An 18,323-nucleotide genomic window follows, 5' to 3' on the forward strand; every position below is an offset into this window, starting at 1 on the left:
CATGGAACCCGACAGCTCCGTCACCGAGGCCCGTGACAGCTTCCAGGGCTTCGTCACCCAGCACACCGACCCGGACATCGACGACAGCGGGGTGTACCTCGAAACCCTGCTGGCTCAGTGGTTGTACATGGGGATGGGGATCGAGGACACCGCTGCCGACTACGACCACTTCTTGCAGGTGGTGCTCGCCATCGCGGACGGCGTCATGCAGCGCACGCTGAGCCTGGACTACAGCGGCCCGGACACCGCGCCGTACCGGCGCTACATCTCCGGCCTGGTTGACCCCAAGCGCGGAAACAGCGTCCTGACGCGCATCGGCTACGACCAACTGGTTGGGCAGACCCAGGAAGGGCGACGGTCGGAGGAGCTGCAACAGCGCATCGCCGCGACTCGCACCAAACCGCCCGAGCAGCAGGTGACCTCGTGATGACGCACACCAACCGCATCGCACTCGCGGCTGTGCCGAATGCCGTCCGTGACGCCCGGGACTTCGTTGCCCTGGTCCTGCGTCACCAGCAGCGCGATGCACTGGGCGACGCCGCTACCCTCGTCGTCTCCGAGCTGGTCACCAACGCCCTGCGAGCATCTACCGATGCCGGCCCCGCGGCACTCGCTGACGGTTCGTTCGATGAACCCGGCCTGAGCGCACAGATCATCGTCCAGCCGAATGCCGTACGCCTGTCGGTCCGCGACCCCAGCCCCCGGCTGCCACACCTCAGCGCACCAGACCGCGACGCCGAACACGGCCGAGGACTGCTGCTCGTCCAAGCGCTGACTTCTCGCTGGGGCGTCTACCGACTGCCGACAGGCGGCAAGGTCGTCTGGGCCGAACTGACCACCTCGCCCATTACCACGGGCGTGTCCTGCGACGAATCGCATGTGGGACTTACTGGATGACTGGCGGCAAGCGCACCCGTCCGCGCGCTCTCTACCACGAGCCCGAAGCCGTCACCTGGGCACGGCAGAAAGCCGGGCTGACCAAGCGGGCGCTCGCCCAAACAGTCGGCATCTCCGCGCAGTTGCTGGGTGAGATTGAGTCGGGGTGGCGGAACGCCACCCCGGCCAACCTGATCAAGATTGCTGAGGTGCTGAACTGTCCGGTGGTGGCGCTGGAGCGGAAGCACGCAAAGTGTTGAAGTTGCCGAGCCTAGATGAACGAATCCGAGGGTTCGCCTGCGGACATGGTGCGAGGGCGCCCATGGTCAGTGTGTGAAGACAAACCTGGACACCCTCGCGACAGCACTCTATGCCCGGATCGACGAGGAGTTGCAGGCTTCGCCGTGGCTGCTGCCACGACGCCCGAAAGTGGGGATCGGGCCCAGGCTCAGTGACGCGGAACTGCTCACGCTCGCGGTGCTGTCGGCGTTGCCCGGGTACGCCTCCGAGCGGCGCTGGCTGTGCGCCGCGTCGACCGGGACTTCCGCGGTCTGTTCCCCTATGTGCCCGGGCAGTCCGGCTACGGCAAGCGGCTGCGCGCCGCATCGTCGCTGATCACCAGCATCATCCGGATCCTGGCCCGGGACACCTCGCTGTGGAGCGACGACGTGTGGCTCGTCGACTCCACACCGGTCGGCTGCGGCTGCTCCCGGGAGACCGCCAAACGCTCGGACCTGGTGGGCTGGGCCGAGTACGGCTACTGCGCGTCGCACTCACGGTACTTCTGGGGCCTGCGCCTGCACCCGGTCTGCACGCCCGGCGGTCTGCCGGTCCTGTTCGCACTGACCGGCGCGAAGGCCGACGAACGCGAGACCCTGCGCGACATGCTCGACACCGCCCCCGACGTGACAGCCTCCCATCCCCGGCAGACGATCATCGGCGACAAGAACCACTACGGCCGCGAGTTCGAGCACGACCTCACCAAACGTCACCTGACACTGCTGAGGCCAGCCCGCAAGGGCGAGCCCGAGCGGGCCGGCGCCCACCTGTTCAAACCGCTCCGGCAAGTCATCGAGTCGGTCAACCAGACCCTCAAGGGCCAGCTCGACCTCGAACGACACGGCGGCAGGACCCCAGCCGGCGTCACCGTGCGGGTCCTGTCGCGCATCCTCGCGCTCACCGCAGCAATCTGGCACAACGATCAGACCAACCAACCGGTGAAGCGATCACTGATCGCCTACGACCACTAACCGTGACCCCACCCCTTGGACTCAATTATCTTGTCCTGAGTCGTTGATTCGTGTGCAGTATGCGGCGAGATGTCGTCGGCGGTCTTCGTCCAGACGAACGGCCTGGGGTTCTTGTTCCACTCGTTGATCCAGCCGCGGATGTCCCGTTCGAGCTCGTTGACGCTGCGGTGGGCCGAGCGGCGGAGTTTGCGGCAGGTCAGCTCGGCGAACCAGCGCTCGACGAGGTTGAGCCAGGACGCCGAGGTGGGAGTGAGGTGCAGATGGAAGCGGGGGTGCCGGAGCAGCCACTTCTTGACCGGCTCGGTCTTGTGGGTGGCGTAGTTGTCCAGGACGAGGTGGAGTTCGAGGTCCCGGGGGACGGCGGCGTCGATGACCTTCAGGAAGCGGAGGAACTCCTGGTGGCGGTGGCGGCGAAGGTGCTGGGCGATGACCGAGCCGGAGACGATGTCCAGGGCGGCGAACAGGCTGGTCGTGCCGTGCCGGACGTAGTCGTGCGTCATCTTCGCCGGCACGGTCGGCGCCATCGGCAGCACCGGCCGGGTCCGGTCCAGGGCCTGTATCTGCGACTTCTCGTCCACCGCCAGGACCAGGGCGTTCTCCGGCGGGTGAGGGGCCTCGCATTTTCCGGACAGTGATCTGACAGTTTATTTCACGCGGCTATACGAAACTCCATGTATTCGGCGTGAACTTCTCGCGGTGGGCGGTATCCGACAGCCGAGTGGAGGCGTTTGTGATTGTACCAGAGTTCGATGTATCGGGTGATGTCCTGTCGGGCGTCCTCTCGGGTCGGGTACGTCACGCGGGAAACCCGCTCGTTCTTCAGAGCGCCGAAGAATGATTCCGCCATCGCGTTATCCCAGCAGACGCCGGTACGTCCGGATGACCGGCGGAGTCCGAACCGTTTCAGCGTCGCCGCGAACTCGGCGGACATGTAGTTCGATCCGCGATCGGAGTGGAATATTGCACCGTCGGCGAGTTTCCTGTTCCGCGCCGCGTTGCGGATGGCCTGGGATATGAGAGGAGTTTGGTAGTGGTCGTCCATCGCGTAGCCGATGACTTCCTTCGTGCAGCAGTCGATGACGGTCGCGAGATAAAGCCATCCTTCTCCGGTTTTTACGTAGGTTATGTCGCCGACGAGTTTTTCGCCGGGCGCGTCGGCGGTGAAGTTCCGGCTGACAAGGTCCGGCACGTCGCTGGCTGCGGCCTGGGTGAGCGACCACCGCTTCGGCTCGGGCTGGCAGGGCACCAGACCCAGCTCACGCATCAGCAGGCGGACCAGCTCCAGGCCGGCGGGGCGGCCCCAGCGGACGAGCTGGGCGTGGACGCGCCGGTATCCGTAGGTGCTGTCCGACATGTCGAATGCCTTCTTGATGAGCAGTTTCAATTCCTCGCGCCGCTGGGCTGTGGCAGAATCCGGGCGGTTCCGCCATTCGTAGTAGCCGGACTTGGACACGTCGAGCCGTTCACACATGAACTCGACGGGATGCGCGTACTCCGTGGTGTCGAGCCGCATCGTTTCGATGAACTCGTACCTGCTCGCTACCGGGGATCCTTCGCGAAGTACGCCGCGCATTTTTTCAGGAAGACGTTCTCCATCTCCAGTTCACGGATACGCCGGTCCTGTTCCTTCAGGCGTGCCCGCTCATCTAGCGTCAACGGCGAACCTGCCGCTGGCTCGTTCTGCTTCTGGTACTTCTTCACCCAGCCCCGGAGCGTCTCCGGGTTCAATTCGAGCTCGCGGGCCGTCTCAGAGATGGTCCTACTGGACTGGAGTGCGACCCGGACAGCTTCCTCACGGAACTCCGGGGTGTACTTACTGGGTGGCGCCACTTCGTGCTTCCTCGTTTCCTTGACAGGACAACCCTATTGGGTCCCTGTCCGGAAGCTTCGGGGCACCTCAGGGGACAGGTAAATGCCCACCACGTCGCGGACTTTGGTCACGAACTGCGGGTCGGTCGACAGCTTCCAGGTCTCCACGATGTGCGGCTTGAGACCGAACGCCCGCCAGATCCGCGAGACCGCCGACTGCGACATGCCCGCCGCCTGGGCCATCGAACGCGTCGACCAGTGCGAATCACCCGTCGGCGGCGCCTGGTCGAGTGTCCTGGCGACCAGGGCCTCGACCTGCTCGTCTGTAATCTTCCGCGGCGCTCCCGCACGCGGCCGGTCCACCAGGCCCCCCAGCCGGTCCGCGACGAACCGGGACCGCCACTTGCGCGCCGTCTCCCTCCAGGCACCCAGGTCATCCGCAACCTGCGCGTTCGACAGACCCTCCGCACACGCCAGCACGATCCTCGACCGCAGCACCAGCGCCTGAGAAGCGGTCTGCTTGCGCGACCAGCCCCGCAGCACCCTGCGTTCGTGATCGGACAACTCCAACGGTAACGGCTTCGGGCCAGGCACCGACCCACCCTACAACCGCAAGCGAACTACCGACTCAGGACACTAGTTGTCCAACTATGGTGGGCGATACTGGGATCGAACCAGTGACCCCTTCGGTGTGAACGAAGTGCTCTCCCGCTGAGCTAATCGCCCGGGACGGGTTGAACCATACCGTTCGACGGGCGCGGGATTCAAACGGCATGGGCGGCTTCGGCGGCGGGCCGGGTCAGGCCGGTCAGGTGGGCCAGCAGGCCCGAACGGCCGGCGCGCAGCATCACGGCCTGGTCGGCACGGAAGAGCGGGCGGCAGGGTAAGGCGAGCGGGCGCATGAGGCGTTTGCGGACGACGACCTCCTGCTCGAAGAGCAGGTGGGTGCCGGGGACGGGTGGGGCGGGGTGGACGGTCCGGCGGACCAGCCCTCCAGGTCGCCGGCCAGGGCGACTTCGAGGATCCGCCGCTCGGGGGGTCGTGGCGGGTGGAGCGGGCGGTGACGTTCAGGTCGTACGGGAGGGCCGAGCGGAAGCGCAGCACGCCGCTGGTGTCGCCGTTCTGCCGGACCTCGCGGACCTGGGGCCGCCATCGGGGTAGCGGTCGGGTCGTTCCAGTACGCGGTAGACGGCGTCCGGCTCGGCGTTGAGGTGCCACGAGCTGCGGAACCGGGCGTGCGTTGCCATGCTCGAAGCCCGCAACTGCAAACGAAGTGGGAGCGTCGGTCGATGACACATGCGTTCGGTTGCAACGCTCTACGCTGCCGACCATGCCTGACATCGACAGCGTGACGTTCACCCACCACGACGGCCAGGAGGCCGCACGGCTCATCGGCGTACTCAGTAGTGCGTACGCCGACGCGTACGACGTTGAACCGAGCAGCCACAAGGCCACGGCCTTCGAGGAGCGGGCACGTAAGCAGTTCGACCGGTCCGGCTTCGACCTGGTGACGGCGCATGCTGCCAACATGCTCGTGGGGTTCGCGTTCGGGTACCGGCTCAAGGCCGGTGACACGCACTGGTGGGGCGGTGTCGAGCCGGAGCCCTACGCCGACTTCCTGGCCGAGAGCGGCTCGCGGACGTTCGTACTGTCGGAGATCGAGGTACGCCGTACCTGGCAGAGCCAGGGAATCGGCCGGCGGCTGCACGACGCCCTCCTCGGCGACCGACCCGAGGAACGCGCCACCCTGGCGACGGGCCCAGACGCGCCCGCCCAAGCCGTCTACGAGGGTTGGGGGTGGCGGAAGGTCGGCCGTATCCCCGGCGACGATGGCGACTACCTTTCGGCTTACGACCTGTTCGTGCTGCCGTTGGACTTCGCAAAACCGTAGTCGCACGCAGGCCGGCCAACACCAAATGGTCGCTCATCTGCAAAACTACGGCTCGGCTAAGATGACCGTCACCATAACGTTGGTGCGTCTCAATCGGACGGTGTGAAGTCCTTCCGCACGCTTCCTTACGCTTTTAGTTGACCGACCCCATAGTCACGCAGGGCCTCATCGAGTCGCCTGACAGATCTCGTACGCTGCCACGGTGAAAGGCTTGTGCGCACATCTCGAATGGTCTGTTCAAGCCGAGGTGAGCGGTTAACCGCCGTGATGCGCGCTGCATCACCGATAATCTGCGACGCCTCGTGTACGTCACCTTGCAACACATGAGCCTTTGCTTGGTAGGTCAGCGTGTGCGTGTAGTCCCGTACGTTTGTCAGGTCGAGCATCGGGAGCGCTGTTGCGGAGGCGTGCAGCGCGTCGGACGGGTCGTTGAGCTTGAGGCTGACTTCGCTTCGCGTAGCCCAGTAATAGGACTCGTCGTAGAAGTACCACCATGACGCCAGCGGCTCGCTGCTGCCGAAAACCTCCTCTGCGGCTGTGCGTTCGGCATCGAGCGCTGCCCGTGCCTTGGTGATGTCTCCAGCAGCCGCAAAGGCTCGTGCTGCCACATCTGCCGAGTAGGCACGCGCCATGTGACTGTCGGATTGCGTGGCCCATGCCTGAGCGGCAATGGCGTGGTCGATTCCGACTCGGGGTTTACCCTGCCAAGTTGCAAGCTGGCTCATGGTGCTCAAGATGTACGTCACCAACTCGACGTTCTCGGCGTCATGGGCGGCAGTGCGGGCGTCGTCGTAGTAGTACGCGGCGGCCCGGTAGTCCCCAATGTCGAACAGCTCCCAGCCGACAAGCTGGCTGAGTTCGGCGTACAGCGACAGCACTTGCGGTCGAAGATGGCTCGGGGCGTTGACCGCAAACTCCCCGATCACTTTGCGCTGAGCAAGCGCCGTTTGCAATGCGACCTGCGGGCCGAGTACGTCACCTTGCATACGGAAGCTCTTAAGCCCCCGCTCCGCCTGAGAGATTGTGACGGCATCAATCCGGCGCGGGTCGTTGAGGGCGTGTGCTGCTCGGTCGCGTCCGTCCGCGTCGGCCATGTCGAGGAGGGGCGCGGCAGCGGCAACCGTCAGCGCCGCGCTGATCTTCTGCAACAGCTCTCGACGGTTCATTTCGCCAGGCACGCCTTGCACCCACATGACGACCTCCTCGGCCAGTTCCACGTAATTTATATCAGCGGCGAATCGCGTGAGCGTATCGGCAATTGCCGGGACTAACGTTAGCGGTGTGGCGTTGCCGCTCATGGCGGCTAAGGCGCTGCTACGTGACGTTCCCGTCTTCGGGCCGTAGTTCGGCATATCCGTCAGTAGTTCGCTGACGGCACACTCGTATAGCTGCGCCAGACGATTAAGCGTAGGGAACGAGGGTGCATGTCCAGTCGGGCCGGGCCACAACTCCCAGGTCGAGAAGTTCTTGAACGTCTTCGGTTCGTCCGGCCACTGAGCGTTCCAGGTATCGGCGGCTTCGCGCTGGCTCCAACCACGCGCAAGCCGATGCGCCACCCGAGGGTTGACGCGGTACCGGCCGCAGAACTCGGCCGCCACCTGTGCCCAGCTCCGCCCCTGGGCGCGTAGTTCCTGGGCGGCCTGGGTCTGCTCTTGCCGACGGCTACGAGGCTTGACAGCCAACGGTCCTCCCACGTCTGCTACGCGTGCACGGTTCCTCTGCTTGAACGGTAACGCCGAAATGTGGGGCAGCAACACACCAGCAAAAGTTGGTGGTTGAACCGGGAAGTTCTGCGCGGCACCTGCCCTCGCCACACGGTGTGTTGGCGATCACGAGCGGCTGACAGTGGGTAGCCCGAGAGCCCCCAGCCGCAGGGAAGCGCAATGCACCAGTCATCAAGCTCGCACCTCACTACGCTCCGCAACCCCGACCGCCCCCCGATCGGCACGCTTCGCCTGACTGACCGTGTGCCGTTTATCGCCTCATGGTCGGCGGAGACGGCCGCCCAACCCGAAGTCACCATCCGCCGGGGCCGCTTGGCTTACGTCAACGAACGCCCGTGGGACCGCGACAGCAACGGCATCCTCTGGCGTCGAGTGCCGAGCATGCCCGGCAAGGGCAAGCCCCAGTACGCCAAGATTCACTTTCTCCGCCAGCGCCAAGCCATGGAGAGCCTGCTCTGCCAGGTCTGCGGTCAACCCGCCAAGAACGACGCCAGCCCTGACGGCGTGCTGTGGCTGCTGAGCGAGGACCCCGACGACCGGAGCACCTGGCCGGCTGACATGGTGACCGGCCACCCGCCGGTCTGCCTGTCGTGCGGCTGGTTGTCGGTACGTGTCTGCCCACATCTGCGGAAGCAGTACGCCGCGGTACGCGTTCGCCGGTTCAGTTTGAGCGGTGTGCACGGTGTGCTGTACCGCCCGAGCTACCCGGCCCCCGTGCCCCAAGACGTTGGGACCCTGGACTTTGGTGACCGCCGTATGCCGTGGCTGCAAGCCGCCCAGTTCATGATGCGCCTGGACGAGTTCAAGCTCGTGGACTTGGAAGCCGAATACCACGCCTACGGTGAGGGACGTTGACCATGGAACTCGCCACCCACCTCACCGAGACCCGCGACAACTTCCAGCGCCTCGTCTCTCAACACACCGACCCGGAGACCGACGACAGCGGGGTGTACCTCGAAACCCTGCTCGCCCAATGGCTGTACCTCGGCAGCGGCATTGAGGACACGGCCGCCAACTACCACCACTTCTTAGTCGCTGTTGTCGTTCCGGTCCTGAGAGATGCGTGTCGAACGGGAGTCCCGATTGGGTGGTCTCGGAGGCTTGGGCGCATAGAGGTGGGGCCTCCTGAACAGCTCGTTGGTGTCGAATCACCGAGCAACATCAGGAGGCCCCGGTGCCGCAGTGTTCCGTCTCGACGGCAGCACAGTCCAGTTGGGTCGCCCGGGAGTGTGACTGTCTGGCTCACCGGTTCGGAAACGCCGCCGACAACGGAACGCGTCAGCAGTGTTATCCGTCGGACATGACGGACGCCGAGTGGGCTGCTGTTCGGCCACTGCTGCCGGTACCGGGCTGGATGCGCGGGCGGGGCGGGCAGCCGGAGGCGTACTGCCACCGGGCAATACTGGACGCGGTCCGCTATCTGGTCGACAACGGAATCAAGTGGCGTGCGATGCCGGCTGATTTCCCGCCGTGGGACCGGGTCTACGCGTTCTTCCGCCGCTGGCGCGACCATGGCCTGGCCCGGGAGTTCCACGACCGGCTGCGCGGGCAGGTCCGTACCCGTGTCGGCCGGGACAGCGAGCCGACGGCCGGGGTGATCGACTCACAGTCGGTCAAGGCCGATGCCGTCGTCGGCACCGACAGCCGCGGCTTCGACGGCGGCAAGCTGATCAACGGCCGAAAGCGGCACATCGTCGTCGACACGCTCGGCCTGCTGCTTGGCGTGATGGTCACCGCCGCGGATATCGGCGATCGCACCGCCGCGACGGTCCTGCTCCAGCGGGTGGCCGACGCGCACCACCGCCTGGCCCTGGTCTGGGCCGACAGCGGCTACACCGGAAGCCTCGTCGAGCACTGCCTGGCCGTACTCGCCCTGGTCCTGCAGGTCGTCAAACGCAGCGACAACCAGAAGGGCTTCGTGGTGCTGCCCAAACGGTGGATTGTGGAGCGCACGAACGCCTGGCTGATGCGCACCCGCCGGCTGGCCCGCGACTACGAGCGCCGCACCACCACCGCCGAGGCGATGGTCTACTGGTCGATGACCCTGCTCATGACCCGCCGCCTGGCCCGGACACACCCGCAGCAGGCGTGAACCGGCCCGGGCCGGGCTCGGCCAGCCAGCCACGGGCGACCAGGCGTTTCGCCTTCGCCCGCAAGCCCTCCACCCGCGCCGGCACCGCGTCCATACCGAACGATGCGGCCATCTCCTGGCAGGTCAGCGGCCCTTGATGAAGCCGGACACGGTCCGCGAGGAGCTGCACGATGCGCTGGTAGTCCACCGACAGAACCGACCAGCCGAGGCCCTCACGCCACACCGGCACCTGCGATCCCGGCTTCACCGCATCCGCCGGCACCGCCGGCACGTGCTCGCCCGGCGGATCCGGGGTGGTCTTCGTGCTGATGGTCTCGGCGCTGCCGGGTGCCAGCACCGTATCGACGCGCCTGCGGGCGACCGTCCACTCCTGCCATTCCAGCTCGGCCGCGGCCAGCTCGGCCTGGATCCGGTCGGCCTCCTCCCGCAGCCGGCCAACGCGACGACGAGCAGCGAGCTCGTGCTGTTCCAGCAGTCCGACAACCGACGGCATCCCGGCCTCCCCGGCGAGTAACAACCCGACAGGCCACAACTCCCACGAACTCACCGAACCCATGCCTGACCAGTGAAAACGCCGCCCTCAAGTTCGGAACGACAACAGCGACTTACACGTGGTGCTCGCCATCACGGACGGCGTCATGCAGGGCACCTTGAGTCTGGACTACAGCGGCCCGGACACCGCGCCGTACCGGCGCTACGTCCTTGGTCTGGTTGACCCCAAGCGCGGCACCAGCGTCCTGACGCGCCTCGGGTTCGACCAACTGGTCTGGCAAAGGCAGGAGGGGCGACGGTCGGAGGAACTGGAGCAGCGCATCGCCGCGACTCTTGCGAATCCGCCCGAGCAAGGGGTGGCCTCGTGCTGACCCCCGCCAGTCGTCTCACTCTGGCGGTCGTACCGAGCGCTGCTCGCGACGCCCGCGACTTCGTCGCCCTGGTCTTGCGCCACTGGCAACTCGACGCGCTCAGCGACGCCGCCACCCTCGTCGTCTCCGGGCTGGTCACCAATGCGCTGCGAGCAGCCACGGATGCCGGCCCCGACATGCTCTTGGGTGACCCGTTCGGTGAGTCGGGCCTGAGCACACAGGTCATCGTGCAGCCGGATGCCGTACGCCTGTCGGTCCGCGACCCCAGCCCCCGGCTGCCACATCTCGGTACACCGGACAGCAACGCCGAACACGGCCGGGGACTACTGCTCGTCCAAATGCTGACCAGTCGGTGGGGCGTGTACCGCTTGCCCAAAGGTGGCAAAGTCGTCTGGGCTGAGCTGGCCACGCCCGCTACCACGAGCGTTCCCTACGATGACTCGCATGTGGGGCTGGCCGGATGACCGGCCGCAAGCGCACCCGCCCGAGCACCCTCTACCACGAGCCCGAAGCCGTCACCTGGGCACGACAGAAGGCGGGGCTCACCAAACGGGCGCTTGCCAACGCCGTGGGCATTTCCGAACAGCTCATGGGGGAAATTGAGTCGGGGTGGCGAAACGCCACCCCGGCCAACCTCGCGAAGATCGCCGAGGTGCTGAACTGTCCGGTGGTGGTGCTGGAGCGAAAACGGCGGGATTCTTCTTCACCACCGGGCTAGTCCAATGGCCATGAGTTAAGCCGTGTCGGGTGTCAGCTGGTGGAGCACGATGGTGCGAGTGACGCGGCGGGTGCCGGGGTCTGTTGAACTGCGGGTCTGGTAGCTGAGGTGGGGGCGTTTCGTGGTTCGGGGTGCGGTGCGTGTGGGGCGGTCGCGGATGAGCGTGTCGGGGAGGTCGGTTATGAAGAAGTGCAGGGCCTTGGCGAGGAGTTCAGGGGGAAAAGGCCGTCCGCACGGAGCTTTTCACGGCGTCCAGGACGGGCGGGAAGCTGATGCGGGCCGGGTCGACGCCCGCGATCACGGCTGCCTTCGTGATCAGCGTGCGCAGGGCCTGGTAGACGCAGAGCAGGGCCCACAACTCCTGACGTACGCCTTCGGGTTTACCTGACCGCAGGACGCCGCCGCTGGTCCGGAGGTCGACCTTGACCAGCTTGAACAGGACTTCCACCGACCAGCGCCCCGCGTAGTTGCGGGCCAGTTCCAGCGCAGGGGCCGCATCGGGGTCCAGCAGGGTGGTGATCAGGCAGAACACCTCGCTGAGCCCGTCGTCGTCGGCCACGCTGTACTCAATGACCCGCACGGTCGCACGCTCCGGTCGCCTGGTGCCGCGCAGCTCGGACAGGCAGGTGCCATCGGGCAGGCGTTTCTTCACGGGCAGGGCGAAGGAAGCCGAGACGCGCCACAGCAGTTCTGCCCCGGTCGCGGCGGCAGCCGTGTACAGGCCGTAGGAGGGAAAGCCCCGGTCGGCCAGCAGCAGCATGCCCGGGGTCAGCCGGTCCAGCAGGCGCTCGAACAGGGTCCGTTCACCGACCTCGATGGAGTCGAAGGCCGCCCCGGCCAGGGCCAGGGTGCCGCACTCGGCCAAAGCAACCAGGCGGGCCTGCGGGCGGCTGCCACCGGCCGGCACACCGAAGGCAGCCTCATTAGGCTCGCCCGAGGGCAGGTCGAAGACCGTCCCGTCCACCGCCATCAGCCGCAGTCCCCGCCAGAACGCGTCCGGGGTCCGCTCATCGGCCACCGGGGCGGCAACCTCGTCGAACAGGTTGCGCAGCGGCGCCTCGCCCAGCCGGTAGCGGGCCAGGGAGATCGCCCCGTCCGTGGGCACCCGGTAGCCGTCCCAGCCGCCCCGCGACCACCGCAACCCCTCCAGCAGGCCCCGCAGCGTGCGCACATACCCCTTGCCCGGCTCCAGCCACAACGCCATCGCGAGGTACATCATCAGCTTCGACGGCAAGGAGCGCGTCCGCTCCTCCCGCGCCCCGGCCTCGTCCACCGCGGCCTGCACCGCCTCCTCCGGGAACACCGTCGCCAGCAGCCCGACCGACACATCATCCGTCAGCCGCCCCGCGGCCCCACCCTCAGCTCGGCGCCCGCGGCCATGCCGCCCACCAGCGACATCAGTTTCGCCGCTGGGAAGGCGCCGGTGCCGTCCTTCGAATCGGGCAGCCGGACGTGCTCGCCGGCCAGCTTGGGCAGACCGCACCGCTCGGCCAGCCGCACCACCGGCTCCAGCCCGCCGTACGCGATCAGGTTCGGATCATCGAACGCGGATGAGACTGCCGCCGCGGCATGGGAAGACTGCATCTCGGAAGTGCCTTGTCGATCGTGCCTGATGTGGTCCTAGACAAACCCCATCATCGCAGGTCGCAAGGCACTTCTTCGTTTCTGGGTGAACCATCCACCAGCATCAAGCCGGTGGATCCGGGCTCAGGCATCGGCTACGTGGGCGAGGACGTGTACGACCGCGACACCGAAGGAGTGCTTTGGCGTCGGACGGCGCTCGGCCCCGGCAAAGGCAGGCCCGATCTCGGCGCCGTGCATCTTCTGCGGCAGCGTCCCGCCATGAACCACCTGCGGTGCCAGGTGTGCGGCAGGGCTCGAAAAGAGGCAGGGCGCACGAAACGAGCACTGCGACGGCCAACAGCGCCGCCGGCTGAACCAGGCTCTTTTCGAGGCGCTGTACGTCGATGAAGACGCGGACGGCGAACTGCGGATCAACCACCAGTTCAAGGAGCCATTCGACAGCCTGCACACGGCCCAGGCGGCCCAGCAAGGCCCTACTCACGGCCCAGCCGCCCCGGCCAACCTCCGGGCCGCCGCGCTTGGCCCCACACGCAAACAGCGCCCGCCCCGGCCGGGGACGGACGCTGGCCTGCAACCAACAGGGGCCGCCCTGGTGGGCGGCCCCTGGAAGGTGCCGGGTTCTAATTGTCTAACTGTGGTGGGCGATACTGGGATCGAACCAGTGACCCCTTCGGTGTGAACGAAGTGCTCTCCCGCTGAGCTAATCGCCCCGACGTGCCGACAACATTACCGCACTCGGGCGGGCCGCCGTGACCACCCCGGCGTGAGCGGGGGCGCGCCGACGCGGAGAACCGGCGTCCTGAGGGGGCAGGCCGACGCGGAACAGTCGGGCCGCCGCAGGCGCGCGGAAGCGGACAGCCGGCCGTCGCGGGCAGCGCGCGAACCACCGGCCGCGGGTTACGGACCACCGGTCACGGCCACGGCCACGGCCACAGCCACAGCCACAGCCACAGCCACAGCCACAGCCACCCCCGAGGATCACTCTCCGCGATCGAATCCTTAAACCTGTGACATGGGCGGGCGTCACCGGAATGGTGGTTCCGCAGGTCCGAACACTGGGCCGGACGAGGTACCAGAAGCCTCACAAACCGCTCAGAGGGGTTTACAACGGACCCGCAGGTGGCATGTCGATTTCGCCGACGTGCGAATCCCCGAGCGCACACTGAGCGAAAGGCCATGGCGCTTATGAACACCACGGTCAGCTGCGAGCTGCACCTGCGCCTCGTCGTGTCGAGCGAATCCTCACTGCCTGTACCCGCGGGCTTGCGCTACGACACGGCCGATCCGTATGCCGTGCACGCCACCTTCCACACCGGTGCCGAAGAGACGGTCGAATGGGTGTTCGCCCGCGATCTGCTCGCCGAGGGGCTGCACCGCCCCACCGGCACCGGGGACGTCCGAGTCTGGCCGTCCCGCAGCCACGGCCAGGGCGTCGTGTGCATCGCCCTCAGCTCCCCGGAGGGCGAAGCCCTGCTCGAAGCCCCGGCGCGGGCCCTTGAGTCCTTCCTGAAGCGGACGGACGCCGCCGTTCCGCCGGGCACCGAGCACCGTCACTTCGATCTCGATACGGAGCTCTCGCACATCCTCGCGGAGAGCTGAGCCCGTATCCCGCCGTCCGCGGCCGTCCTACTCGGGGGGACAGCCCGGATCGCCGGCTGCCGCGTCCGACCGGCCCGGCAGCCGGCCACCGCATGCGTGAGAGCCGTCGCCGTGGGGACCACACCCCACGGTGACGGCTCTCCCGCGCTAGAGTCACCGGAACCGCAGCCCGCGGCCCCGCCGGCAGGGAGCGATTCCGTGCTGATCAACCATGACACCAGGTGCGCGCTCGACAGCGTGGTCGACCTGATCAACACCCAGCCGCAGATCGAGGGCCGGGAGGGCCTCGGCGACGTCGCCGCGCTGCGCGGGTTCGTGGAGCGCAACCGCATCAGCGAGGTGGGCCGGCTCGACCAACGGGACATCGTCACCGTTCAGACGGTACGGACCCGGTTCACCGAGGTCTTCGCCGCGACGGACGACGCCGAGGCGTCCCACCGGCTCAACGCGATGATCGCCGCGGCGGGCACCACCCCGCGGCTCACCGACCACGACGAGTACGACTGGCACGTGCACTACTTCGCACCCGGCGCGTCACTGGCCGACCACCTGGCGGCCGACTGCGGCATGGCGCTGGCGTTCCTGATCGTCGCGGGGGAACGGGACCGGCTGCGGCGCTGCGAGGCACCCGACTGCCGCCGGGCCTTCGTGGACCTGTCCCGCAACCGCTCGCGCCGCTACTGCGACAGCCGTACGTGCGGGAACCGGCTGCACGTGGCCGCGTACCGGGCCCGCAGGCGCGAGGCCAACGCCGACGCCTGACGGTCGGCCCCGGCCTCCGGCCCCGGGCCTTGGACCCGGGCCCCGGACTCGACCCCGGCCCTCGCGCCCGCGCTCCCGGTGGCGCGAGGGGCTGTCCGGGCCCCGACCGCGGCACCGGACCCGGCCGGCCCCCGCCCCGGCTGCCGCCGCCACGGCCACGGCCGCAGCGGTCACAGGAACAGCATGTCCCAGACCGCTCCCCCGCCGATCAGCCCGCCCACCACGCACAGGAACAGCATCAGCGGCGGCTGCGACAGCGCGTAGAGGCACCCCTTGGGCTCGACGAACACCGGTTCCGGCTTCGCCCGCCGCTTCGGCGCCGCCTGCCGTACGGGCACGGCCACCGGTACGGCCTCGACCGTCGGGGCCGGGGCCGGACGCAGCAGCGGGGACACCCGTGACTCCACCGCCGGGGCGGCGGCGGGGGCGGGGATGCGGAGGGCTGGCGGGTGGGGCGCCGAGGGCTCGGCACCCTCCGGCCTCGACGGGGCGAGATGATCCCCGGGGTAGGTCAGCACAGGCCGATGATCGCCGCAGCGCGCAACCCTCGCAGGCCCCAACACGCAGAGTTTACAAGGCTGTTTAGCTGCGTCTCGGATGCCGGAATCCAACAGCCGAGACAGCTCGTCTCAGATAGCGTGCGTCGGATATCACCTCGCCGGAACGCCGGAATCGAACCATCCGGTTTGTGGAACCGGTGGTTCCGGCCGGTGCCGGCGCCCGGTCCGGCCCGGACCCCGGTCTGCCCGCCGACCCGCTCAGATACCGCGCCGCTTGAGGATCTCCTCCACGTCCGCGAAGTCCGACAGACCGCTGTCGGAGGCTCCCCGCCGCGGGCCCGCGGCGGCACGGCCGGCCGGCAGGGCCGGGCCGGATGCCCCGGGGACCGCGGCGGGCGCCCGGCCGCCGGCCGTCCGCTCAGCGGACGGCGCGCGGCCGGAGAACAGCCGGGTGATCCCGTAGAGCAGCACCGAGCAGGCGATCACGCCGAAGCCGAGCCACACGGTCGGCTTGAAGACCAGGTCGACGGCCCAGTCGCCGACGGCGGTGCCGATCCTGCGGCCGAGGGTGACCAGGCCGGCCAGCGCCAGGCCGGCGGGCAGCAGCGAGAGCGCGGCGATCCGGGTGGCCCGCAGATAGCGGCGGCGGTAGGCGGTGAGGACCGCGAGGGCCAGGCCCGCCGCGGTCAGCGCGACGCATAGGGTCGTGGTCAGCATCGTGCGGCTCCTGGGCACTCGGGTCGGCCCGTGAGGTCCGGCCAAGGGCCCCGCGGCAACTGCTCCCCCCATCCTGCCTCCGCCGCCTCCCCCGAGCCATGGGCGGCGGCCGGGTTCAGGGTCTTCTCGGGGGGCGGCTCCTTCCCGAGTGGGAGACTGTCCGTATGACCGACCCCGCCTCTCCCGTCGTCCTCGACGTCTGGTGCGCGTTGCAGTGCCCGGACTGCCGCACCGCCTTCAACGACCTCGACGCGCTGCGCGCCCGCTACGGCGACGCGCTCGACGTACAGCTGCGGCACTTCCCGCTGGAAAGGCACCGGCACGCGCTGGCGGCGGCGCAGGCGTACGAGGAGGCGTACGCGCAGGGACGCGGCCTGCCGTACGCGGCGGCGGTGCTGGCCAGGGTCGAGGAACTGGACCGGCTGGGCGAGCCGCTGCTGGTGGACGTGGCACGGGAACTCGGCCTGGACGCCGAGGAGGTCGACACCGCGCTGATCGACGGCCGGCATCTGCTGGTGGTCGACTCCGACCAGGCCGAGGGCAAGGCGATCGGCGTCACGGGCACCCCGACGTACCTCATCGGCGGCGAACTTCTCGACGGTTCCAAGGACCAGCGGGGGCTGCGCGAGCGGATCGCCGAGATCACCGACCGGCTGCTGGCCGCGCGGGTCTGAGCCTCCCCCGGCGTGGCGCTCGGCCTGCGGGCCGGTCACCGTCGGCCACCCCGTCGGCCACGTCGGAGCGCCCGCCGCCGCCTCGGCGTCCCGCCCGGCCGGGCCCCGGCGCGGACCGGCGAGCGACGACCGGCGACCGCCCCCTCCCGGCTCAGCCCGGTGCCGCCGGGCCCCGGCCCGAGCAGGCTCAGCTCAGCGACTTCGCGAAGTGCCGTTCCGTGACGCGGTAGCCGAGGGACGCGTAGAGCCGCAGCGCCGGAGTGTTGTCGGCGAAGACGCTGAGGGCGACGGCGGTCGCGCCCGCGTCCCTGGCGGTGTTCTCGGCGGCGAGCATCAGGGCCCGGCCGTGGCCCCGGCCGCGGTGGGCGGCGCCGATCTCGACGGAGAACACGAAGACGGGGTCGGTGAGGCCGAGCCACAGGTGTCCGACGGTGACGCCGCCGTGGTCCAGGCAGAGCAGGGCAGTCCCCTCGGTGGCCTGCCCGTCGGGAAGCGCGGCGGCGGAGACGGCGGCCTCGTGCGCCTCGGCCTGGTCGCGCGGCACCCCGCGCTCCACCAGTTCCGCGACGTAGCCGGCCCGCTCGTCCGCACGCCACTGCCGGTACTCGTCGGCGGTCATCGGGCGCAGGCCGCTGCCGGCCGGCAGCGGGTGCCGGCCGCCGCCACCGGAACCGCCGCTGCCGCCGGCGGGACCGCCAGCGCCGCCGGGCCCATCGGCGCCGTAACCACCACCACCGCCGTAACCAGCGGATCCACCGCCGCCGCCAAAGGGACCGCCGGGGCCACCCGAGCCGGGCCCCCCTGGCGCTCCGGGCGCTCCGGGCGCTCCGGGCACTCCGGGCACTCCGAGGGACTTGGCCATGCTCCGGTTGCGCTCGGTGTAGCCGAGCGCCGCGGTGATCCGCAGCGCGTGCTCCGCGTCAGCCGGTACCGAGGTCTCCACCCGGGCGCAGCCCCAGTAGCGCAGCACCTCCTCGGCGGCCAGCGCGGCCACCGTGCCCCGGCCGCGCCGCCGGTCGGCCTCGTCGACGCTCAGCGCGTCGATCCGGCCGACCGAGGGGCCGAAGCGCCGGTCGGTGCTCAGCGCTATGCCGCCGACGACGCGGCTGTTGACGCACACCGCGTACGTACGGGCCCGTGTGCCGTCGGCTTCCCGCCGTTCGGGGCCGGTGGGTCTCAGGGTCGTGGTCACGCCGGCGCTCCCGGGTCGGTCGCGCTCACAGGTCTGCTCACAGGTCCGCGCACGGGTCCTCCCGCAGGTCCG

At 68.6% G+C, this 18,323-nt stretch carries 22 protein-coding genes, 2 tRNA genes and 3 pseudogenes; 14 read left to right on the top strand and 13 right to left on the bottom strand.

Going from position 1 to position 18,323, the window contains the following annotated elements; translation table 11 throughout:
* The first annotated feature begins 1 nt into the window (after window position 1).
* From RLT57_RS03445 to RLT57_RS03460, 4 genes and pseudogenes are all read left to right on the top strand, one after another.
* Window positions 2–427 carry a hypothetical protein gene (locus tag RLT57_RS03445; RefSeq protein ID WP_311295888.1) on the top strand — a complete coding sequence of 142 codons (426 nt, stop codon included), beginning with the start codon at window positions 2–4 and terminating at the stop codon, window positions 425–427.
* A complete protein-coding gene (locus RLT57_RS03450) occupies window positions 427–897 on the top strand; it encodes an ATP-binding protein (RefSeq protein WP_311295889.1) in 471 nt (156 codons plus the stop codon). Before RLT57_RS03445 ends, RLT57_RS03450 begins: the two co-directional genes overlap by 1 nt.
* Window positions 894–1,136 carry a helix-turn-helix domain-containing protein gene (locus tag RLT57_RS03455; protein ID WP_311295890.1) on the top strand — a complete coding sequence of 81 codons (243 nt, stop codon included), beginning with the start codon at window positions 894–896 and terminating at the stop codon, window positions 1,134–1,136. The genes RLT57_RS03450 and RLT57_RS03455 overlap by 4 nt, the downstream gene beginning before the upstream one ends.
* A gap of 73 nt (window positions 1,137–1,209) precedes the next feature.
* Window positions 1,210–2,126 (top strand): annotated as a pseudogene (locus tag RLT57_RS03460) (IS982 family transposase).
* A 21-nt stretch (window positions 2,127–2,147) separates the two neighbouring features.
* Here the strand turns inward: RLT57_RS03460 and RLT57_RS03465 are convergent.
* The 5 genes and pseudogenes from RLT57_RS03465 to RLT57_RS03485 form a co-directional block, all read right to left on the bottom strand.
* A pseudogene (locus RLT57_RS03465) lies at window positions 2,148–2,734 on the bottom strand (IS630 family transposase); the annotation flags it as partial.
* Between the two features lie 41 nt (window positions 2,735–2,775).
* Window positions 2,776–3,956, bottom strand: a protein-coding gene (locus RLT57_RS03470) for an IS3 family transposase (RefSeq protein ID WP_311295281.1) whose coding sequence is annotated in 2 segments (ribosomal slippage) — window positions 2,776–3,692 and window positions 3,692–3,956 — 1,182 coding nt in all. Because the reading frame shifts where the segments join, the coding sequence is not laid out codon by codon here.
* A gap of 33 nt (window positions 3,957–3,989) precedes the next feature.
* Window positions 3,990–4,499, bottom strand: coding sequence for an IS630 family transposase (locus RLT57_RS03475; protein WP_311295891.1), 510 nt, complete (start codon window positions 4,497–4,499; stop codon window positions 3,990–3,992).
* 87 nt (window positions 4,500–4,586) lie between these two features.
* Window positions 4,587–4,661: transfer RNA gene (locus RLT57_RS03480), tRNA-Val, on the bottom strand.
* A 38-nt stretch (window positions 4,662–4,699) separates the two neighbouring features.
* A pseudogene (locus RLT57_RS03485) lies at window positions 4,700–5,182 on the bottom strand (SRPBCC family protein).
* An 83-nt stretch (window positions 5,183–5,265) separates the two neighbouring features.
* Here RLT57_RS03485 and RLT57_RS03490 point away from each other — a divergent pair.
* A complete protein-coding gene (locus RLT57_RS03490) occupies window positions 5,266–5,826 on the top strand; it encodes a GNAT family N-acetyltransferase (RefSeq protein WP_311295892.1) in 561 nt (186 codons plus the stop codon).
* 125 nt (window positions 5,827–5,951) lie between these two features.
* Here the strand turns inward: RLT57_RS03490 and RLT57_RS03495 are convergent, their stop codons facing one another.
* Entirely contained in the window at window positions 5,952–7,424 is a 1,473-nt protein-coding gene (locus RLT57_RS03495; RefSeq protein WP_311295893.1) for a hypothetical protein, read from the bottom strand.
* Between the two features lie 285 nt (window positions 7,425–7,709).
* Here RLT57_RS03495 and RLT57_RS03500 point away from each other — a divergent pair, with 285 nt between their 5' ends.
* From RLT57_RS03500 to RLT57_RS03510, 3 genes are read left to right on the top strand one after another with little or no spacing between them, the layout of a single operon-like run.
* Window positions 7,710–8,405 (top strand): hypothetical protein, encoded by a 696-nt coding sequence (locus RLT57_RS03500; protein WP_311295894.1) that lies wholly within the window; start codon window positions 7,710–7,712, stop codon window positions 8,403–8,405.
* Window positions 8,406–8,407: 2 nt separating this feature from the next.
* Window positions 8,408–8,854, top strand: coding sequence for a hypothetical protein (locus RLT57_RS03505; protein ID WP_311295895.1), 447 nt, complete (start codon window positions 8,408–8,410; stop codon window positions 8,852–8,854).
* Window positions 8,851–9,642: an IS5 family transposase gene (locus RLT57_RS03510; protein WP_311295896.1), complete on the top strand. Its 792-nt coding sequence runs from the start codon at window positions 8,851–8,853 to the stop codon at window positions 9,640–9,642. The genes RLT57_RS03505 and RLT57_RS03510 overlap by 4 nt, the downstream gene beginning before the upstream one ends.
* Here RLT57_RS03510 and RLT57_RS03515 read toward each other — a convergent pair.
* Window positions 9,599–10,135, bottom strand: coding sequence for a hypothetical protein (locus RLT57_RS03515; protein ID WP_311295897.1), 537 nt, complete (start codon window positions 10,133–10,135; stop codon window positions 9,599–9,601). The two genes, RLT57_RS03510 and RLT57_RS03515, sit on opposite strands and share 44 nt — an antisense overlap.
* Window positions 10,136–10,253: 118 nt before the next feature.
* Between RLT57_RS03515 and RLT57_RS03520 the strand changes: the two genes are divergently transcribed.
* The 3 genes from RLT57_RS03520 to RLT57_RS03530 are packed head-to-tail and all read left to right on the top strand — an operon-like array spanning window position 10,254 to window position 11,223.
* Window positions 10,254–10,505 (top strand): hypothetical protein, encoded by a 252-nt coding sequence (locus RLT57_RS03520; RefSeq protein WP_311295898.1) that lies wholly within the window; start codon window positions 10,254–10,256, stop codon window positions 10,503–10,505.
* Window positions 10,499–10,969 carry an ATP-binding protein gene (locus RLT57_RS03525; protein ID WP_311295899.1) on the top strand — a complete coding sequence of 157 codons (471 nt, stop codon included), beginning with the start codon at window positions 10,499–10,501 and terminating at the stop codon, window positions 10,967–10,969. Before RLT57_RS03520 ends, RLT57_RS03525 begins: the two co-directional genes overlap by 7 nt.
* Complete coding sequence (locus tag RLT57_RS03530; protein ID WP_311295900.1) at window positions 10,966–11,223, top strand: helix-turn-helix domain-containing protein; 258 nt, start codon at window positions 10,966–10,968, stop codon at window positions 11,221–11,223. The genes RLT57_RS03525 and RLT57_RS03530 overlap by 4 nt, the downstream gene beginning before the upstream one ends.
* A 211-nt stretch (window positions 11,224–11,434) precedes the next feature.
* Here RLT57_RS03530 and RLT57_RS03535 read toward each other — a convergent pair whose 3' ends face one another.
* The 3 genes from RLT57_RS03535 to RLT57_RS03545 all read right to left on the bottom strand — a co-directional run bounded on the left by RLT57_RS03535 (window position 11,435) and on the right by RLT57_RS03545 (window position 13,517).
* Window positions 11,435–12,550 carry an IS4 family transposase gene (locus RLT57_RS03535; RefSeq protein ID WP_311295901.1) on the bottom strand — a complete coding sequence of 372 codons (1,116 nt, stop codon included), beginning with the start codon at window positions 12,548–12,550 and terminating at the stop codon, window positions 11,435–11,437.
* An 8-nt stretch (window positions 12,551–12,558) separates the two neighbouring features.
* Window positions 12,559–12,807, bottom strand: a complete 249-nt coding sequence (locus RLT57_RS03540; protein WP_311295902.1) for a hypothetical protein — start codon at window positions 12,805–12,807, stop codon at window positions 12,559–12,561.
* A gap of 635 nt (window positions 12,808–13,442) precedes the next feature.
* Window positions 13,443–13,517, bottom strand: a tRNA-Val gene (locus RLT57_RS03545).
* Window positions 13,518–13,992: 475 nt separating this feature from the next.
* Here RLT57_RS03545 and RLT57_RS03550 point away from each other — a divergent pair.
* Both RLT57_RS03550 and RLT57_RS03555 read left to right on the top strand, forming a co-directional pair.
* A complete protein-coding gene (locus RLT57_RS03550) occupies window positions 13,993–14,406 on the top strand; it encodes an SsgA family sporulation/cell division regulator (RefSeq protein WP_003959770.1) in 414 nt (137 codons plus the stop codon).
* Between the two features lie 198 nt (window positions 14,407–14,604).
* Entirely contained in the window at window positions 14,605–15,168 is a 564-nt protein-coding gene (locus RLT57_RS03555) for a CGNR zinc finger domain-containing protein (RefSeq protein WP_311295904.1), read from the top strand.
* 170 nt (window positions 15,169–15,338) lie between these two features.
* On the opposite strand, the gene RLT57_RS03560 is transcribed toward RLT57_RS03555, so the two are convergent.
* Together RLT57_RS03560 and RLT57_RS03565 are read right to left on the bottom strand one after the other, a co-directional pair.
* A complete protein-coding gene (locus tag RLT57_RS03560; protein WP_311295905.1) occupies window positions 15,339–15,686 on the bottom strand; it encodes a hypothetical protein in 348 nt (115 codons plus the stop codon).
* A 240-nt stretch (window positions 15,687–15,926) separates the two neighbouring features.
* Window positions 15,927–16,385 carry a hypothetical protein gene (locus RLT57_RS03565; RefSeq protein ID WP_311295906.1) on the bottom strand — a complete coding sequence of 153 codons (459 nt, stop codon included), beginning with the start codon at window positions 16,383–16,385 and terminating at the stop codon, window positions 15,927–15,929.
* 164 nt (window positions 16,386–16,549) lie between these two features.
* Between RLT57_RS03565 and RLT57_RS03570 the strand changes: the two genes are divergently transcribed.
* Window positions 16,550–17,059 carry a DsbA family protein gene (locus RLT57_RS03570; protein WP_311295907.1) on the top strand — a complete coding sequence of 170 codons (510 nt, stop codon included), beginning with the start codon at window positions 16,550–16,552 and terminating at the stop codon, window positions 17,057–17,059.
* A 187-nt stretch (window positions 17,060–17,246) separates the two neighbouring features.
* Here RLT57_RS03570 and RLT57_RS03575 read toward each other — a convergent pair whose 3' ends face one another.
* Window positions 17,247–18,251, bottom strand: a complete 1,005-nt coding sequence (locus tag RLT57_RS03575) for a GNAT family N-acetyltransferase (protein ID WP_311295908.1) — start codon at window positions 18,249–18,251, stop codon at window positions 17,247–17,249.
* Window positions 18,252–18,323 lie beyond the last annotated feature (72 nt).

Source organism: Streptomyces sp. ITFR-21 (assembly GCF_031844685.1).
Classification (GTDB): Bacteria; Actinomycetota; Actinomycetes; order Streptomycetales; family Streptomycetaceae; genus Actinacidiphila.

Excerpts from the sequence above, each read along its gene's own strand:
- RLT57_RS03445 (WP_311295888.1), top strand. The coding sequence starts at position 2 with ATGGAACCCGACAGCTCCGTCACCGAGGCCCGTGACAGCTTCCAGGGC.
- RLT57_RS03450 (WP_311295889.1), top strand. The coding sequence starts at position 427 with ATGACGCACACCAACCGCATCGCACTCGCGGCTGTGCCGAATGCCGTC.
- RLT57_RS03455 (WP_311295890.1), top strand. The coding sequence starts at position 894 with ATGACTGGCGGCAAGCGCACCCGTCCGCGCGCTCTCTACCACGAGCCC.
- RLT57_RS03490 (WP_311295892.1), top strand. The coding sequence starts at position 5,266 with ATGCCTGACATCGACAGCGTGACGTTCACCCACCACGACGGCCAGGAG.
- RLT57_RS03500 (WP_311295894.1), top strand. The coding sequence starts at position 7,710 with ATGCACCAGTCATCAAGCTCGCACCTCACTACGCTCCGCAACCCCGAC.
- RLT57_RS03505 (WP_311295895.1), top strand. The coding sequence starts at position 8,408 with ATGGAACTCGCCACCCACCTCACCGAGACCCGCGACAACTTCCAGCGC.
- RLT57_RS03510 (WP_311295896.1), top strand. The coding sequence starts at position 8,851 with ATGACGGACGCCGAGTGGGCTGCTGTTCGGCCACTGCTGCCGGTACCG.
- RLT57_RS03515 (WP_311295897.1), bottom strand. The coding sequence starts at position 10,135 with ATGCCGTCGGTTGTCGGACTGCTGGAACAGCACGAGCTCGCTGCTCGT.
- RLT57_RS03530 (WP_311295900.1), top strand. The coding sequence starts at position 10,966 with ATGACCGGCCGCAAGCGCACCCGCCCGAGCACCCTCTACCACGAGCCC.
- RLT57_RS03540 (WP_311295902.1), bottom strand. The coding sequence starts at position 12,807 with ATGCAGTCTTCCCATGCCGCGGCGGCAGTCTCATCCGCGTTCGATGAT.
- RLT57_RS03550 (WP_003959770.1), top strand. The coding sequence starts at position 13,993 with ATGAACACCACGGTCAGCTGCGAGCTGCACCTGCGCCTCGTCGTGTCG.
- RLT57_RS03565 (WP_311295906.1), bottom strand. The coding sequence starts at position 16,385 with ATGCTGACCACGACCCTATGCGTCGCGCTGACCGCGGCGGGCCTGGCC.
- RLT57_RS03570 (WP_311295907.1), top strand. The coding sequence starts at position 16,550 with ATGACCGACCCCGCCTCTCCCGTCGTCCTCGACGTCTGGTGCGCGTTG.